This is a genomic window from Streptomyces sp. NPDC059355, from assembly GCF_042752335.1.
Taxonomy (GTDB): domain Bacteria; phylum Actinomycetota; class Actinomycetes; order Streptomycetales; family Streptomycetaceae; genus Streptomyces.
This window is the reverse complement of sequence record NZ_JBHYXN010000043.1, coordinates 18,888-33,737: the sequence shown is the minus strand read 5'-3', so window position 1 is coordinate 33,737 and position 14,850 is coordinate 18,888. Positions and strand designations below refer to the sequence as shown.

Below are 14,850 nucleotides of genomic sequence, written 5' to 3'. Positions count from 1 at the left end.
TTACCTTACCTAATATTTGACGCGCCCTTTACGCGATAACCACATTGTGAAACCCCTGTTCGGCCCTGTCCTCGTCACCTCGACCCCTGGCGGATCAACGCACCCGGTCCTGCGCCTATGGTTGCTCCCAGCACTCCCAGGACCACCCTGCCCCTCTAAGGACAGCGATGCCCGCCAACGAAACCGCTCCTCCCGCCAAGAAGAGGGGACGACGCGCCCGTCTGATCGTGCTCGTGCTGGTCCTGGCGCTCCTCACGGGCTTCGGGTACGGGACGTACTGGAGCATGGACAACGTCCGTGCCTCGTTCCCCCAGGCCACCGGCACCCTCAAGGTCCCCGGCCTGACCGGGACCGTCGAGGTCAAGCGCGACTCCCACGGCATTCCCCAGCTCTACGCCGACAACGACGACGACCTCTTCCGCGCGCAGGGCTTCGTCCACGCCCAGGACCGCTTCTGGGAGATGGACGTCCGCCGCCACATGACCTCCGGCCGGCTCTCCGAGATGTTCGGGCCCGACCAGGTCGAGACCGACGCCTTCCTGCGCACGCTGGGCTGGCGCCAGGTCGCGCAGGCCGAGTACGACACGAAGCTGTCGGCCGAGACGAAGAAGTACCTGCAGGCCTACGCCGACGGGGTCAACGCGTACCTGAAGGGGAAGTCCGGCAAGGACCTCTCCGTCGAGCACGCCGCCCTCAAGCTCAGCGACGACTACCAGCCCGAGCAGTGGACGCCCGTGGACTCGGTGGCCTGGCTCAAGGCGATGGCCTGGGACCTGCGCGGCAACATGCAGGACGAGATCGACCGTGCGCTGATGTCCAACAAGCTCACGCAGGCGCAGATCGACGAGCTCTACCCGCCGTACCCCTTCGACCGGAACAAGCCGATCGTCGACGCGGGCAAGATCGAGGGCGGGAAGTACGCCCCCCAGGGCGCGGCCGCGGGCTCCAACAAGGGCTCCGGCGGCAGCACCACCGGCTCCCAGGCCTCGGCCAACGGTTCGCAGGTCTCGGCCGGCGGTTCGCCGTCCACGCCCACCGGCCTCGCGGACGACACCACCGCCCAGGGCGCCACCGTGGGCCTGCGCAACTCGCTGACCTCCCTCGCCAAGACCCTGGACAAGGTCCCCGCGATCCTCGGCCCCAACGGCAGCGGCATCGGCTCGAACTCCTGGGTCGTCTCCGGCCAGTACACGACCACCGGCAAGCCGCTGCTCGCGAACGACCCGCACCTGTCCCCGCAGCTGCCCTCGGTCTGGTACCAGATGGGCCTGCACTGCCGCACGGTCTCCAACCAGTGCAAGTACGACGTCGCCGGCTACACCTTCTCCGGCATGCCCGGGGTGGTCATCGGCCACAACGCGGACATCGCCTGGGGCATGACCAACCTCGGCGCCGACGTCACCGACCTCTACCTGGAGCAGGTCAAGCCCGAGGGCTACGTCTACGACAACAAGGTGGTCCCCTTCACGACCCGTGAAGAGGTCATCAAGATCGCGGGCGGCAAGAGCAAGAAGATCACCGTCCGCACCACCAACAACGGCCCGCTGATCTCCGACCGCAGCGACGAGCTCGGTACGGTCGGCAGCCGGGCGCCCGTCTCCACCTCGGCCCCCGACCGCGGCAACGGCTACGCCGTCGCCCTGCGCTGGACCGCCCTGGACCCCGGCAAGTCGATGGACGCGGTCTTCGCCCTCGACCGGGCCAAGGACTTCGCGGGCTTCCGCGCCGCCGCCCGCGACTTCGAGGTGCCGTCCCAGAACCTGATCTACGCCGACAACAAGGGCCCCTCCGGCAACATCGGCTACCAGGCCCCGGGACGCATCCCGATCCGCGGCGCCGGCGACGGACGCATGCCGGCTCCGGGCTGGGACTCCAAGTACGCCTGGAAGGGCGGCAAGGACGGCAACGCGGGCTACATCCCGCAGGACGAGATGCCGTACGACTACAACCCGGCGCGCGGCTACATCGTCACCGCGAACCAGGCGGTCGTGGAGAGCGGTACCGGCGCGGGCAAGTACCCGTACGTCCTGACCACCGACTGGGGCTACGGCGCCCGCAGCCAGCGGATCAACGACCTCATCGAGGCGAAGATCAAGGACAACGGCAAGATCTCCACCGACGACATGCGCACCATGCAGATGGACAACGGCAGCGAGATCGCCGCGCTGCTGACCCCGATGCTGGCCAAGATCGAGGTCTCGGACCCGGACGTGCGCTCCGCGCAGAAGCTGCTGGAGGGCTGGAACTACACCCAGGAGCCCGACTCGGCGGCGGCCGCGTACTTCAACGCGGTCTGGCGCAACATCCTCAAGCTGTCCTTCGGCGACAAGATGCCGAAGGAGCTGCGGATCGAGGGCAGCTGCATGAACGTCCAGGAGGAGAGCAGCGGTCCGGTCGACGACCTGGCCAAGACGGTCCGCGAGTGCGGTGCGCGCGACGCCGGCTCGGCGCAGCCGGACGGCGGCGACCGCTGGTTCGAGGTGGTCCGCCGCCTGGTCAAGGACGAGAAGTCGGCCTGGTGGCAGACGCCGGCCGCCCGCAACCAGCCGGCGACCGCCACCCGCGACCAGCTGTTCGCGCGGGCCATGAAGGACGCCCGCTGGGAGCTGACCGCCAAGCTCGGCAAGGACCAGTCCACCTGGAGCTGGGGCCGCCTGCACCAGCTGACGCTGAAGAACCAGACCATCGGCACCGCGGGCCCGGGCTTCATGCAGTGGCTCCTCAACCGCGGCCCGTGGAACCTGGGCGGCGGCGAGGCCACCGTGAACGCGACCGGCTGGAACGCCTCCAGCGGGTACGGGGTCACCTGGGTCCCGTCGATGCGGATGGTCGTGAACCTCAACGACCTGGACAAGTCGCGCTGGATCAACCTGACCGGTGCCTCGGGCCACGCGTACCACGACAACTACACGGACCAGACGACGATGTGGGCCAAGGGCGAGCTGCTGGACTGGCCCTTCGGCAAGGAGGCCGTGGACAAGGCGACGACGGAGACCCTGACGCTCAAGCCGTGAGCGGCCCCCGCGCCGTGAATCTGACCACCCCCGACGGGGTGGCCACCGCCTGAACGGGGTGGTCGTGCGGTTCCTCCGGGACCCGCGCGACCACCTCTTCGTCGTAGAGGAGCACGACCAGCGCAGGATGCGCCCCGGCGCGCGCCAGGCGCGCCAGCACCCGGTCGTACGAGCCCCCACCGCGCCCCAGGCGCATGCCGCGCCCGTCCACGGCCAGCCCGGGCAGCAGGACGGCGTCGGCGGCGGTGACCGCGTCCGGCCCGAGCCGGGGCCCGGCCGGCTCCAGCAGCCGCATCTTCCCGGGATGCGCGGCCTCGGCGAGGCTGCCCGGGCCCTCGTACGCGGCCCAGTCGAGGTCGTTGTCGGGCAGCAGGACGGGGAGCAGCACCCGCTTCCCGGCCGCGCGCAGGGCGTCCAGCAGATCGCGGGTGCCGGGTTCGGAGCCGACGGAGACGTACGCCGCCACCGCGTGGGCACCGGCCAGCTCGGGCAGTTCACAGGCGGAGCGGGAGAGCGCGCGGGCCGACGTACGCAGGAATTCGGGGGGCAGGGCCCGGCGGGCGGCGAGGATCTCCCGGCGCAGCGCGGCCTTTTCGGACGGGTTCGGCGGTTTCTCTACCACAGCTGACTCTGAATTCCTTTCAAATCGGGGCAATGTCGGATCTATTTACCGGAATCAAGCCCGGAGCGGTCCGCGTGACCCACTATCGTTCTGCCCATGACTCAGTTGCACCCTGTGATCAAGAAGGCCGTGATCCCGGCCGCAGGTCTCGGTACCCGCTTCCTTCCGGCGACGAAGGCGACGCCCAAGGAAATGCTCCCGGTCGTGGACAAGCCGGCCATCCAGTACGTGGTCGAGGAGGCCGTGTCGGCCGGTCTGGACGACGTCCTCATGATCACAGGACGTAACAAGCGTGCGCTCGAAGACCACTTCGACCGCAACTACGAGCTGGAATCGGCCCTCATCGCCAAGGGTGACGACGACCGCCTGAAGAAGGTCCAGGAGTCCAGCGACCTGGCCACCATGCACTACGTCCGCCAGGGCGACCCGCGCGGCCTGGGCCACGCCGTCCTGTGCGCCGAGCCGCACGTCGGCGACGAGCCCTTCGCCGTCCTCCTCGGCGACGACCTGATCGACCCGCGCGACCCGCTGCTGCGCCAGATGACCGACGTCCACGCCCGCACCGGCGGCACGGTCATCGCGCTCATGGAGGTCGACCCCGCCAACGTCCACCTGTACGGCTGCGCCGCCGTCGAGGCCACCGACGAGGACGACGTCGTCCGGATCACCGGGCTCGTCGAGAAGCCCGACCCGGCGGACGCGCCCAGCAATTACGCGGTCATCGGAAGGTACGTCCTCCACCCCGCGATCTTCGACATACTGCGGGAGACCGAGCCGGGCCGCGGCGGGGAGATCCAGCTCACCGACGGCCTGCAGAAGCTGGCCGCCGACGAGACCGTGGGCGGCCCGGTGCACGGCGTGGTCTTCCGGGGCCGCCGCTACGACACCGGGGACCGCGGGGACTACCTGCGGGCCATCGTCCGCCTCGCGTGCGAGCGTGAGGACCTGGGCCCGGAGTTCCGCACCTGGCTTCACCGTTACGTCACGGAGGAGATGTAGCACCTTGAGCAGCCGCGCACCGCAGGACACCGGCCACGCCGCCCAGCGCCTGTGGTCGGTCGACGAGCACCTCGCGGACGTCCTCGCCGCCATCAGGCCGCTGGAGCCCATCGAGCTCCAGCTGCTCGACGCCCAGGGCTGTGTCCTGGTCGAGGACGTCACCGTGCCCGTCGCGCTCCCGCCCTTCGACAACAGCTCCATGGACGGCTACGCCGTCCGCACGGCCGATGTCCAGGGCGCGAGCGAGGAGTTCCCCGCGGTGCTGACGGTGATCGGGGACGTGGCGGCGGGCAGCGGCGTGCTGCCCACCGTCGGCCCCGGCCAGACCGCCCGCATCATGACCGGCGCCCCGCTGCCGCCGGGCGCGGAAGCCGTCGTGCCGGTCGAGTGGACCGACGGCGGCAGCGGCGGAGGCGCGGCCGCCGGCATGACCCCGGCCAGCGCGGCCCCCGAGGGCGCCGGCGGCGAAGTGCGGGTGCACCGGGCCGCCGAGGCGCGGGCCCACGTCCGCGCGCGCGGCAGCGACGTCCAGGCCGGGGACCTCGCGCTGGCCGCGGGCACCGTGCTCGGGCCGCCGCAGATCGCACTGCTCGCCGCCATCGGGCGGGGCACCGTACGGGTGCGGCCGCGCCCGCGCGTGGTCGTACTCTCCACCGGCAGCGAGCTGGTCCAGCCGGGCGAATCGCTGGCCGCGGGGACGATCTACGACTCGAACAGCTTCGCGCTGGCCGCGGCCGCGCGCGACGCCGGGGCGATCGCCTACCGGGTCGGGGCCGTGGCCGACGACGCCGAGACCCTGCGCTCCACCATCGAGGACCAGCTGATCCGGGCGGACCTGCTGGTCACGACGGGCGGGGTGAGCGTCGGCGCGTACGACGTGGTCAAGGAGGCGCTGACCTCGGTGGGCCGTGCGGACGAGGAGGCCGACGGCGGGCGGATGGACTTCCGCAAGCTCGCCATGCAGCCCGGCAAGCCGCAGGGCTTCGGCACGATCGGACCCGACCACACCCCCCTGCTGGCCCTGCCCGGCAACCCGGTGTCCTCGTACGTCTCCTTCGAGCTGTTCGTGCGTCCCGCGATCCGCGCGCTCATGGGCCTGGCGGACGTCAGCCGGCCCAGCGTGCGGGCGGTCCTGGAGGCCGACAAGGCGCTGGGCTCCCCGGCCGGCCGCCGCCAGTTCCTGCGCGGCAAGTACGACGCGCAGAGCGGCACGGTCAGCCCGGTCGGCGGATCGGGCTCCCACCTGATCGCGGCACTGGCCCACGCCGACTCCCTGATGGTCGTACCGGAGGACGTCACCTCGGTGGAGCCGGGGGCCGAGCTCGAAGTGGTCCTGCTCGGCTGAAGTACGGCCGGTGCGGGTAGCGTGTTGCACCACACAGGCCCTTGCGGGGCCCGGAGCGGGAGCGGCACGAACCTATGACCACGCACAGCAGGCTGACGCACATCGACGAGGCCGGCGCGGCCCGGATGGTGGACGTCTCGGAGAAGGACGTCACGACGCGGACGGCACGGGCCAGCGGGCGCGTGCTCGTCTCCGCGCGGGTGATCGAGCTGCTGCGCGGCGAGGGCGTGCCCAAGGGCGACGCCCTCGCCACCGCGCGGATCGCCGGGATCATGGGCGCGAAGAAGACCCCCGACCTGATCCCGCTCTGCCACCCGCTGGCCGTGTCCGGGGTGAAGGTGGACCTGTCGGTCGCCGACGACGCCGTCGAGATCCTCGCGACCGTCAGGACGACCGACCGTACGGGCGTCGAGATGGAGGCGCTGACGGCCGTCGCGGTCGCCGGGCTCACCGTGATCGACATGGTGAAGGCCGTCGACAAGGGCGCCGTCATCACGGACGTCCGGGTGGAGGAGAAGACCGGCGGCAAGTCCGGCGACTGGAGCCGCGCGTGAACGCCCCGCGCGGCGGCGACGCCTTCAGCCACGTGCCCGCGGCGGCCGGGTCGTCCGGGGCCGCCTGGGCGGCCGAGCCGGACGCGGCGGGGGGCTCCCGGGAATCCGGGCGCGCCTTGCGCGGGCTCGTGGTCACCGCCTCGAACCGCGCCTCGGCGGGCGTGTACGCCGACCGGGGCGGGCCGCTGCTGGCCGAGGGGCTGGAGAAGCTCGGCTTCGCGGTGGACGGCCCGCGGGTCGTGCCCGACGGGGACCCGGTCGAGCAGGCGCTGCGCGAGGGGGTGGCCGCCGGGTACGACGTCATCCTGACCACCGGCGGCACCGGCATCTCGCCGACCGACCGCACCCCGGACGCCACGGCGCGGGTGCTGGACTACGAGGTCCCGGGCATCCCGCAGGCCATCCGCGCCGAGGGCCTGGTGAAGGTGCCGACCGCGGCCCTGTCCCGGGGGCTGGCGGGAGTGGCCGGGCACACCCTGATCGTGAACCTGCCGGGCTCGACGGGCGGGGTGCGCGACGGACTGGCCGTCCTGGCCCGGATCCTGCCGCACGCCGTGGACCAGATCCGGGGCGGCGACCACCCCGGACCGGCGGAGCCTTCCGGGAGCGCGAGCTGAACGGACCCACCTGGCCGGTGGTGCTCACCGACGGCGACATCACGCTCCGGCCGATAAAGCTGCGGGACCAAAACGCGTGGCGCGAGGTCAACCGGCGCAACCGCGACTGGCTCCGGCCGTGGGAGGCGACGATTCCGCCGCCCGCGCCCTGGGGGCCGGTGATCCACCGGCCGACGTACCGCCAGATGGTCCGCCATCTGCGGGCCGAGGCGAACGCGGGGCGGATGCTGCCGTTCGTCATCGAGTACCGGGGGCGCCTCGTCGGCCAGCTGACGGTCGCCGGGATCACCTGGGGCTCGATGTGCGCGGGCCACGTCGGCTACTGGGTGGACCGCGAGGTGGCGGGCCGGGGCGTGATGCCGACGGCCGTCGCGCTCGCCGTGGACCACTGCTTCACGAAGGTCGGGCTGCACCGGATCGAGGTCTGCATCCGCCCGGAGAACGGGCCGAGCCGGCGGGTCGTGGAGAAGCTGGGCTTCCGCGAGGAGGGGCTGCGGCCGCGCTACCTCCACATCGACGGTGCGTGGCGCGACCACCTCGTGTACGCGCTGACGGCGGAAGAGGCCGCGGAGGGACTGCTGCGCCGGTGGCACCGCGCTCGCGCATAAACGAATAAACGTTCGAATTAATGGGGGGCGCAGCCGATTCGCCCATAACCTGATCCGAAGAATCACAAAAAAAGTCCGTGATATCAGCCGGTTCGCGCGACACACCGGCCCAATTGGCGGATCCGCCCGGCCGCGCCCCTCTACGGTGTGAGGTGTGAGCAGCAGCGGCCTCATCTACGCAGTCATTGTCGGGGCCTGGGCCGCCTACTTGGTGCCCATGTGGCTCCGGAGGCAGGACGAGCTGAACGAAGCCCGTCCGACGGAACGCTTCTCCACTGCCATTCGGCTGCTTTCCGGCCGGGCGGGAATGGAGCGCCGTTACGCCAAGGGGCTGCGTGAACGCGGCGACCAGGAGGCCGGTCCCGAGCACCGCGCGGACCCGGACGCCGCGACGGAAACGGTGAATTCCGTGGACGCCGACGCCCGGGCCGTCGCCGTACCCCCGACCAGGGCGGAGCCGAGGTCGGCCGTGGCGGAGCGGCACCGGCGCGAGCAGCGCCTCCAGGTGCTCGCGCGTCGCCGGCGTACCACCGCGCTCCTCTTCCTGGTCTTCACGCTCGGCGCGATCGTCGCCGCGGTCGGCGGCCTGGGCTACCTCTGGGCGCCCGCCGCGCCGGCCCTGCTGCTGAGCGCGTACATCGTGCACCTGCGGGTCCAGGAGCGGCGCCGCTACGAGTTCACGATGGACCGGCGGCGCGCGGAAGCCGCCGCCCGGCAGCTGCGCGAGAACCGCCCGCGCCGCCGCGAGCCGGAGGCGGCCGCCGGATCCGAACCGGACCCCGCGCCACCGGTCTCCCCGCAGGAGGCCGGACGGCGCGCGCTGGTCGAGCAGACCGACCACGCGGAGTGGGTGGACCAGCAGCGCGAGCGCGAACGCGGCCCCGCCCGCGGTGACAGCTGGGAGCCGGTCCCGGTCCCGCTGCCGACGTACGTGACGGCCCCGGTCGCCCCGCGCGCCACCGGTCCGGTGACCCCGGACGCCTGGAGCGCGACCCGCTCCAGCACGGCCGAGCCGACCGACCCCCGACTGCGCGCCCAGCCCTCGCCGGCCGCGAAGCCCGAGGCGAAGCCGGACCGTAAGGGGGACCAGATGCCGGAGCAGAAGGGCCACCCGAACGCCCGCCCGCGCGGCCAGGGCCGCGGCCGCACGCCGCTGTTCGACCAGTACGAGAGCGACGACCGCCCCCGCGCCGCGAACGAGTGACCGGACCTGCGCGGACGCTCCCCGTATCGGTTTTGGAGCACCAGCGCGGGGATGCTAATGTTTCACACGTCGCAAGGGCCTGTGGCGCAGTCTGGTAGCGCACCTCGTTCGCATCGAGGGGGTCTGGGGTTCAAATCCCCACAGGTCCACAAACGACAGTTCACGGGTAGCCCCCGAGAACGTCATGAGATCCCGTCCGGTCGAAAGACCGGGCGGGATCTCGGCGTTTGACGGAAATCCGCGGAACAGGCGCAGCCGATCCCGTCCGGCCGGAAGGCCGGGCGGGATCCGTTCGTTGCGGAGCCGGTCGGCTCAGGAGGAGTGGAGCGGTTTGGCCATGCAGCGGCTGGAGTCGTATGCGCGGTAATGGCCGAACTTCGCGGAGAGGGCGTAGCCCGAGGAGAAGTAGAGGGCTATCGCCTCCGGTTGCCGGTCTCCCGTCTCCAGGACCATGCGGGTGCGGCCCGCGGCGCGGGCGTCGGCTTCCAGTTCGGCCAGGATGCGGCGGGCCAGGCCCAGGCCCCTGGCCTCGGGGATCACGTACATGCGCTTGAGCTCGGCGTCGCCGTCCGAGTAGCCCTCGTCGTTCTCGTCCTGGCGGCGCCAGCCGCCGCTGGCCACGGGTGCGCCCGAGGCGTCGTACGCCAGCAGGTACAGGCCCTTCGGCGGGGCGAACATCGCCGGGTCGAGGGGTGTGACATCCCCCTCACCGCCGTAGAGCACCTGGTACCGGAGCTGGACCTGGTCGTTGAGTTTGAGCGCGTCCGGGTGGTCGTACGGCACGACGCGGAGCTCTATCCCGTGAGACATCGGAACATCGCACGGAACGCTCCCGTTATCGTGCGGGGATGCTCACTGTGACCTCCGTGAATGTGAATGGGATCCGCGCAGCCGCCAAGAAGGGCTTCTCCCCGTGGCTGGCCGGGTCGGACGCCGACGTGGTCTGCCTGCAGGAGGTGCGGGCCGAGGAGGGGCAGATCCCGGACGAGGTCCGGGGGCCCGACGGCTGGCACACCGTGTTCGCGCCGGCCGCCGCCAAGGGGCGGGCCGGGGTCGCGCTCTACACGCGCCGCGAGCCCGACCGGGTGCAGGTGGGATTCGGGAGCGAGGAGTTCGACACGAGCGGGCGCTATCTGGAGGCGGATCTTCCGGGTGTCACCGTCGCCAGCCTCTACCTGCCCTCCGGCGAGGCCGGGACCGAGAAGCAGGACGAGAAGTACCGGTTCATGGGGGAGTTCCTGCCCTACCTGGAGGCGCTGAAGGTGCGCGCCGGCGCCGACGGGCGCGAGGTCGTCGTCTGCGGTGACTGGAACATCTGCCACAACGAGGTCGACCTCAAGAACTGGAAGACCAACCGGAAGAACGCCGGCTTCCTGCCCGAGGAGCGGGAGTGGCTCGGGGAGGTGTACGGCACCGCCGGGTACGTGGACGTCGTGCGGAGCCTGCACCCCGACGCCGAGGGGCCGTACTCCTGGTGGTCCTACCGCGGGCGGGCCTTCGACAACGACGCCGGGTGGCGCATCGACCTCCAGGTCGCGACCCCGGGGCTGGCCGCCAAGGCCGTGAAGGCGTTCGTCGAGCGGGCCGAGACGCACCCCGAGCGCTGGTCCGACCACGCGCCCGTGACGGTGGTCTACGAACTGGGGTCCTGAGCCCCCGACGGGGCGGACGAAGGGGCCGCGGGCGAGGTCGCGGGCGCGGTCCCCGAGGCGAGGAGGCGGTCCATCGCCATGGTGAGCTCCGCCACCACCACGCTCTTCGCCAGGGGGCGCAGCCGCGGCAGCGCCTCCTCCGCCAGATGGGCGGAGATCAGCTCCGTGAACAGGGCCGCCATCGCGTCCGCGTGCTCGCGGACCCGGCGGCCGGTCTCCAGCACCGCTGCGAGCGGGACGCCTTCGCGGACCAGCGCCGAGGAGACGTCCAGCAGGCGGCGGCTGACGTGCACGATCGCGTCGCCGTCGGTGGCGAGGTAGCCGAGGTCCAGGGAGGCCGCCAGGTTCTCCGGGGTGACCTCGCCCTCGAAGTAGTCGGCGAGGGCCTCGGGCGTCAGCCGTACCGGGGTCTCCTCGGACCAGCCGATGCCGAGCAGTTCGCCGAGCTGGCCGACGTCGCGCCCGTTCTCGAAGGCGGCGGTCAGCTCGGCGATGCCGCCGAGGGTGTGGCCGCGCTCCAGCAGGGCGGCGATGGTGCGCAGCCGGGCCAGGTGGTGCTCGTCGTACCAGGCGATCCGGCCCTCGCGGCGCGGCGGCGGGAGGAGCTTGCGCTCGCGGTAGAAGCGCAGGGTGCGGACGGGGATGCCGGCCGCCTCGGCCAGTTCCTCCGTACGGTATTCACGCACTGTCGTCCCCGCTTCCGTGTCTTCCACAGGCGCAGCCTATGGCGTACCGACAGTAACTTTCCGGGCGTGACCTCTACCCATGAGTACGGAGCTGCTCTAGTCTCCGATTGTGCCAGTGATTGCTGGCAGTGTTGCGCTGTGGGGCTGCGGAAGGCGGCGGGCATGAGCGGTGGCATGGGTGGGCGCGAGCACGTACGAGTGGCGGTGATCGGGTCCGGGTTCGGCGGACTGGGCGCGGCCGTACGGCTGCGGCGCGAGGGGATCACGGACTTCGTCATCCTGGAACGGGCCGATTCCGTGGGCGGGACCTGGCGGGACAACAGCTATCCCGGGTGCGCCTGCGACGTACCCTCCCACCTCTATTCCTTCTCCTTCGCGCCCAATCCCGACTGGCCGCGGACCTTCTCGGGGCAGCCGGCCATCCGCGCGTACCTGGAGCACGTCGCCGACACCTTCGGGCTGCGCCCGCACCTGCGGCTGAACTCCGAGGTCCGGATGGCGCGCTGGGACGCCGACCGGCTGAGGTGGGAGATCGAGACCTCGGCCGGCGAGCTCACCGCCGACGTCGTCGTGTCCGCGACCGGGCCGCTGTCCGACCCGAAGATGCCGGAGATCCCGGGGCTCGCCGAGTTCCCCGGCAAGGTCTTCCACTCCGCGCGCTGGGACCACGACTACGACCTGCGCGGCAAGCGTGTCGCCATGATCGGAACCGGCGCCTCGGCCATCCAGATCGTGCCGGCCATCGCGCCCGACGTGCAGCGGCTCACGCTGTTCCAGCGGACCCCGCCGTGGGTGATGCCGCGCACCGACCGCGCCATCAGCGGCGCGGAGCGCTGGCTGCACCGCCAGCTGCCGTTCACCCGGGCGGCCCGCCGGGGGCTGCTGTGGGGGATCCGGGAGCTCCAGGTCAGCGCCTTCACCAAGCGGCCGAACCAGCTCGGGCTCATCGAATCGCTGGCGAAGGCCAACATGGCGCGCTCGATCAAGGACCCGGCGCTGCTGGCCAAGCTGACGCCCTCGTACCGGATCGGCTGCAAGCGGATCCTGCTCTCCAGCGAGTACTACCCGGCGCTGGCCCGGCCCAACGTGGATCTGGTCGCCTCCGGGCTCAAGGAGATCCGGGGCTCGGTGCTCGTCGCCGCCGACGGGACGGAGACCGAGGTCGACGCGATCGTCTTCGGCACCGGCTTCCACGTCACGGACATGCCGATCGCGGACCGGGTGGTGGGCGCGGACGGCCGGACCCTCGCGGACCACTGGAAGGACGGGATGCAGTCGCTGCGCGGGGCGACGGCGGCCGGGTTCCCGAACTGGATGACGGTCATCGGGCCGAACACCGGGCTCGGCAACAGCTCGATGATCCTCATGATCGAGTCACAGCTGAACTACATGGCGGACTACCTGCGCCAGCTGAACGTACTGGGCGGGCAGGTCGCGCTCGCGGCCCGGCCCTCGGCCGTGAACCAGTGGAACCGGCAGGTCCAGACCCGCATGGAGCGGACCGTGTGGAACACGGGCGGCTGCACCAGCTGGTACCTGGACGCGCAGGGCCGCAACACGACGGTCTGGCCGGGCACGACCGGCGAGTTCCGGAAGGAGACGCGGAGCGTGGACCTGTCCGAGTACGAGGTCATCCGGCTCCGGGAGGCCGAGGCCGAGCGGGTCCCCGCCGGCGCCGAAAGCACGGAGGGCGCGGCATGAGCCGGCCCGCGTACGTCACCTCCGGGCGGTACGCCCCGCCCGCGGCCCGGCGGGAGCTGGTCGCGGTCTCCGCCGACGGGGCCCGGCTGCACGTGGAGGAGCACGGGGACGAGGGCGCCCCGGCCGTGGTGCTGGCGCACGGCTGGACCTGCTCCACCGCCTTCTGGGCCGCGCAGATCCGGGAGCTCGCCCGGGACCACCGGGTCATCGCGTACGACCAGCGCGGGCACGGGCGCAGCCCCGCCGCCTCCCGCTACGGCACCGACGCCCTCGCCGACGACCTCGTGGCGGTCCTCGGGGCCACCCTGGCCCCCGGGGAGCGGGCGGTCGTCGCCGGGCACTCCATGGGAGGCATGACGATCATGGCGGCCGCGGGGCGGCCGGAGTTCGCCGAGCACACCGCCGCCGCGCTGCTGTGCAGCACCGGCAGCGCCCGGCTGGTCGCGGAGGCGCTGGTCGTGCCCCTGCGCCCGGGACGCGTACGGACCCGTATCACCGGCGCGGTCCTCGGAGCGCGCGCCCCCCTCGGGCCCGTCACGCCGGTCGCCAAGCGGGTGCTGAAGTACGCCACCATGGGACCCGGGTCCGCGCCCGACAAGGTCGAGGCCTGCGCCCGTATCGTCCACGCCTGCCCCACCGGCGTGCGGCACGCCTGGTCCGAGGTGCTGGCCGGGCTGGACCTGGAGGCGAACCTCGCGGAGCTCACCGTGCCCACCGCCGTGATCGGCGGCAAGAACGACCGGCTCACCCCGATCGTGCACGCCCGCGGGCTGGCCGCGGCGCTGCCGCACTGCGTGGGGCTGACCGAGCTGACCGGCATGGGGCACATGACCCCGATCGAGGCCCCCGAGGCCGTCACCGACGCCGTACGCGAGCTGACCGTCCACGTGAAGCACCCGAAGCACCCGAAGCACGCGAAGAACCTGAAGGAGAAGACGCCGTGAGCGCGAGCAGGAGTCTGGAAGGCCAGGTCGCCGTCGTCACCGGCGCGGCACGCGGGGTCGGCGAGCTCCTCGCCCGCAAGCTGTCCGCGCGCGGCGCGAAGGTGGCGCTGGTGGGGCTGGAGCCGGAGGCCCTCAAGGAGGTCTCCGAGCGGCTGCACACCGACAGCGGGCACTGGCACGCCGACGTCACCGACCACGAGGCCATGGCCCGCGTCGCGCAGGAGGTCAAGCAGCGCTTCGGCAAGGTCGACATCGTCGTCGCCAACGCGGGCGTGGCCGCCGGCGGGCCGTTCGCCGAATCGGATCCCGAGGCCTGGCGCCGGGTGATCGAGGTGAACCTGATCGGCGGCGCCGTCACCGCCCGCGCCTTCCTCCCCGTACTGGCCGAGAGCCGCGGCTACTTCCTCCAGATCGCCTCGCTCGCCGCGATCACGCCGGCGCCGATGATGAGCGCGTACTGCGCCTCCAAGTCCGGCGTCGAGGCCTTCGCGCACTGCCTGCGCGCCGAGGTCGGCCACAAGGGCGTCAAGGTGGGCGTCGGCTACCTCTCCTGGACCGACACCGACATGGTGCGCGGCGCCGACCAGGACGAGGTCATGCGGGCGCTGCGCCAACGGCTGCCGTGGCCGTCGAACCGCACGTACCCGCTGGGCCCGGCCGTGGACCGGATCGTCGCCGGCATCGAGCGGCGCTCGCCGCACGTGTACGCCCAGTGGTGGCTGCGCGGGATGCAGGGCGTGCGCGGCTACCTGCCCGGGATCATCGCGACGGTCGGGCAGCGGGAGATGAAGCGCTTCGAGCCCAGGCTGACGAGCGTCTCCCGGGGGCTGGTGGGCGCCGGAGGCGCCGCCGACGAGAAGGAGCGGGCGCTGGGCACGGAGCGTCATTGATCGAAATGCGAGCT

The 14,850-nt window shown here is 72.0% G+C and carries 14 protein-coding genes and 1 tRNA gene; 12 read left to right on the top strand and 3 right to left on the bottom strand.

Features of this window, described 5'->3' with window-relative positions; translation table 11 throughout:
• Positions 1-167: 167 nt before the first annotated feature.
• Positions 168-3,014 carry a penicillin acylase family protein gene (locus tag ACFXGI_RS30805; RefSeq protein ID WP_384713680.1) on the top strand — a complete coding sequence of 949 codons (2,847 nt, stop codon included), beginning with the start codon at positions 168-170 and terminating at the stop codon, positions 3,012-3,014.
• On the opposite strand, the gene ACFXGI_RS30800 is transcribed toward ACFXGI_RS30805, so the two are convergent.
• Complete coding sequence (locus ACFXGI_RS30800; RefSeq protein WP_384713677.1) at positions 3,004-3,636, bottom strand: 5-formyltetrahydrofolate cyclo-ligase; 633 nt, start codon at positions 3,634-3,636, stop codon at positions 3,004-3,006. The genes ACFXGI_RS30805 and ACFXGI_RS30800 overlap by 11 nt on opposite strands.
• Positions 3,637-3,732: 96 nt before the next feature.
• Between ACFXGI_RS30800 and galU the strand changes: the two genes are divergently transcribed.
• The 7 genes from galU to ACFXGI_RS30765 all read left to right on the top strand — a co-directional run bounded on the left by galU (position 3,733) and on the right by ACFXGI_RS30765 (position 9,112).
• Positions 3,733-4,635, top strand: coding sequence for a UTP--glucose-1-phosphate uridylyltransferase GalU (gene galU, locus ACFXGI_RS30795; RefSeq protein WP_384713674.1), 903 nt, complete (start codon positions 3,733-3,735; stop codon positions 4,633-4,635).
• A 4-nt stretch (positions 4,636-4,639) separates the two neighbouring features.
• Positions 4,640-5,980: a gephyrin-like molybdotransferase Glp gene (glp, locus tag ACFXGI_RS30790; RefSeq protein WP_384713671.1), complete on the top strand. Its 1,341-nt coding sequence runs from the start codon at positions 4,640-4,642 to the stop codon at positions 5,978-5,980.
• A gap of 74 nt (positions 5,981-6,054) precedes the next feature.
• Positions 6,055-6,534 carry a cyclic pyranopterin monophosphate synthase MoaC gene (gene moaC / locus ACFXGI_RS30785; RefSeq protein WP_384713668.1) on the top strand — a complete coding sequence of 160 codons (480 nt, stop codon included), beginning with the start codon at positions 6,055-6,057 and terminating at the stop codon, positions 6,532-6,534.
• A 116-nt stretch (positions 6,535-6,650) separates the two neighbouring features.
• Entirely contained in the window at positions 6,651-7,151 is a 501-nt protein-coding gene (locus tag ACFXGI_RS30780; protein ID WP_384713785.1) for a molybdenum cofactor biosynthesis protein B, read from the top strand.
• A 17-nt stretch (positions 7,152-7,168) separates the two neighbouring features.
• Positions 7,169-7,759, top strand: a complete 591-nt coding sequence (locus tag ACFXGI_RS30775) for a GNAT family N-acetyltransferase (protein ID WP_384713665.1) — start codon at positions 7,169-7,171, stop codon at positions 7,757-7,759.
• 154 nt (positions 7,760-7,913) lie between these two features.
• A complete protein-coding gene (locus tag ACFXGI_RS30770) occupies positions 7,914-8,963 on the top strand; it encodes a hypothetical protein (protein WP_384713662.1) in 1,050 nt (349 codons plus the stop codon).
• A gap of 75 nt (positions 8,964-9,038) precedes the next feature.
• A tRNA-Ala gene (locus tag ACFXGI_RS30765) sits at positions 9,039-9,112 on the top strand.
• Positions 9,113-9,275: 163 nt separating this feature from the next.
• Here ACFXGI_RS30765 and ACFXGI_RS30760 read toward each other — a convergent pair.
• Positions 9,276-9,773 carry a GNAT family N-acetyltransferase gene (locus ACFXGI_RS30760; RefSeq protein WP_384713659.1) on the bottom strand — a complete coding sequence of 166 codons (498 nt, stop codon included), beginning with the start codon at positions 9,771-9,773 and terminating at the stop codon, positions 9,276-9,278.
• Between the two features lie 38 nt (positions 9,774-9,811).
• On the opposite strand from ACFXGI_RS30760, the gene ACFXGI_RS30755 reads away from it, so the two are divergent.
• Positions 9,812-10,615 (top strand): exodeoxyribonuclease III, encoded by an 804-nt coding sequence (locus ACFXGI_RS30755; RefSeq protein WP_384713656.1) that lies wholly within the window; start codon positions 9,812-9,814, stop codon positions 10,613-10,615.
• On the opposite strand, the gene ACFXGI_RS30750 is transcribed toward ACFXGI_RS30755, so the two are convergent.
• Complete coding sequence (locus ACFXGI_RS30750) at positions 10,597-11,328, bottom strand: MerR family transcriptional regulator (protein WP_384713653.1); 732 nt, start codon at positions 11,326-11,328, stop codon at positions 10,597-10,599. The genes ACFXGI_RS30755 and ACFXGI_RS30750 overlap by 19 nt on opposite strands.
• Before the next feature lie 147 nt (positions 11,329-11,475).
• Here ACFXGI_RS30750 and ACFXGI_RS30745 point away from each other — a divergent pair, with 147 nt between their 5' ends.
• From ACFXGI_RS30745 to ACFXGI_RS30735, 3 genes are read left to right on the top strand one after another with little or no spacing between them, the layout of a single operon-like run.
• A complete protein-coding gene (locus tag ACFXGI_RS30745; RefSeq protein ID WP_384713782.1) occupies positions 11,476-13,002 on the top strand; it encodes a flavin-containing monooxygenase in 1,527 nt (508 codons plus the stop codon).
• Complete coding sequence (locus tag ACFXGI_RS30740) at positions 12,999-13,946, top strand: alpha/beta fold hydrolase (RefSeq protein WP_384713650.1); 948 nt, start codon at positions 12,999-13,001, stop codon at positions 13,944-13,946. Before ACFXGI_RS30745 ends, ACFXGI_RS30740 begins: the two co-directional genes overlap by 4 nt.
• Positions 13,943-14,836 (top strand): SDR family oxidoreductase, encoded by an 894-nt coding sequence (locus ACFXGI_RS30735; protein WP_384713647.1) that lies wholly within the window; start codon positions 13,943-13,945, stop codon positions 14,834-14,836. Before ACFXGI_RS30740 ends, ACFXGI_RS30735 begins: the two co-directional genes overlap by 4 nt.
• Positions 14,837-14,850: the final 14 nt, after the last annotated feature.

Excerpts from the sequence above, each read along its gene's own strand:
- ACFXGI_RS30755 (WP_384713656.1), top strand. The coding sequence starts at position 9,812 with ATGCTCACTGTGACCTCCGTGAATGTGAATGGGATCCGCGCAGCCGCC.
- ACFXGI_RS30740 (WP_384713650.1), top strand. The coding sequence starts at position 12,999 with ATGAGCCGGCCCGCGTACGTCACCTCCGGGCGGTACGCCCCGCCCGCG.
- moaC (WP_384713668.1), top strand. The coding sequence starts at position 6,055 with ATGACCACGCACAGCAGGCTGACGCACATCGACGAGGCCGGCGCGGCC.
- ACFXGI_RS30760 (WP_384713659.1), bottom strand. The coding sequence starts at position 9,773 with ATGTCTCACGGGATAGAGCTCCGCGTCGTGCCGTACGACCACCCGGAC.
- ACFXGI_RS30745 (WP_384713782.1), top strand. The coding sequence starts at position 11,476 with ATGGGTGGGCGCGAGCACGTACGAGTGGCGGTGATCGGGTCCGGGTTC.
- ACFXGI_RS30805 (WP_384713680.1), top strand. The coding sequence starts at position 168 with ATGCCCGCCAACGAAACCGCTCCTCCCGCCAAGAAGAGGGGACGACGC.
- galU (WP_384713674.1), top strand. The coding sequence starts at position 3,733 with ATGACTCAGTTGCACCCTGTGATCAAGAAGGCCGTGATCCCGGCCGCA.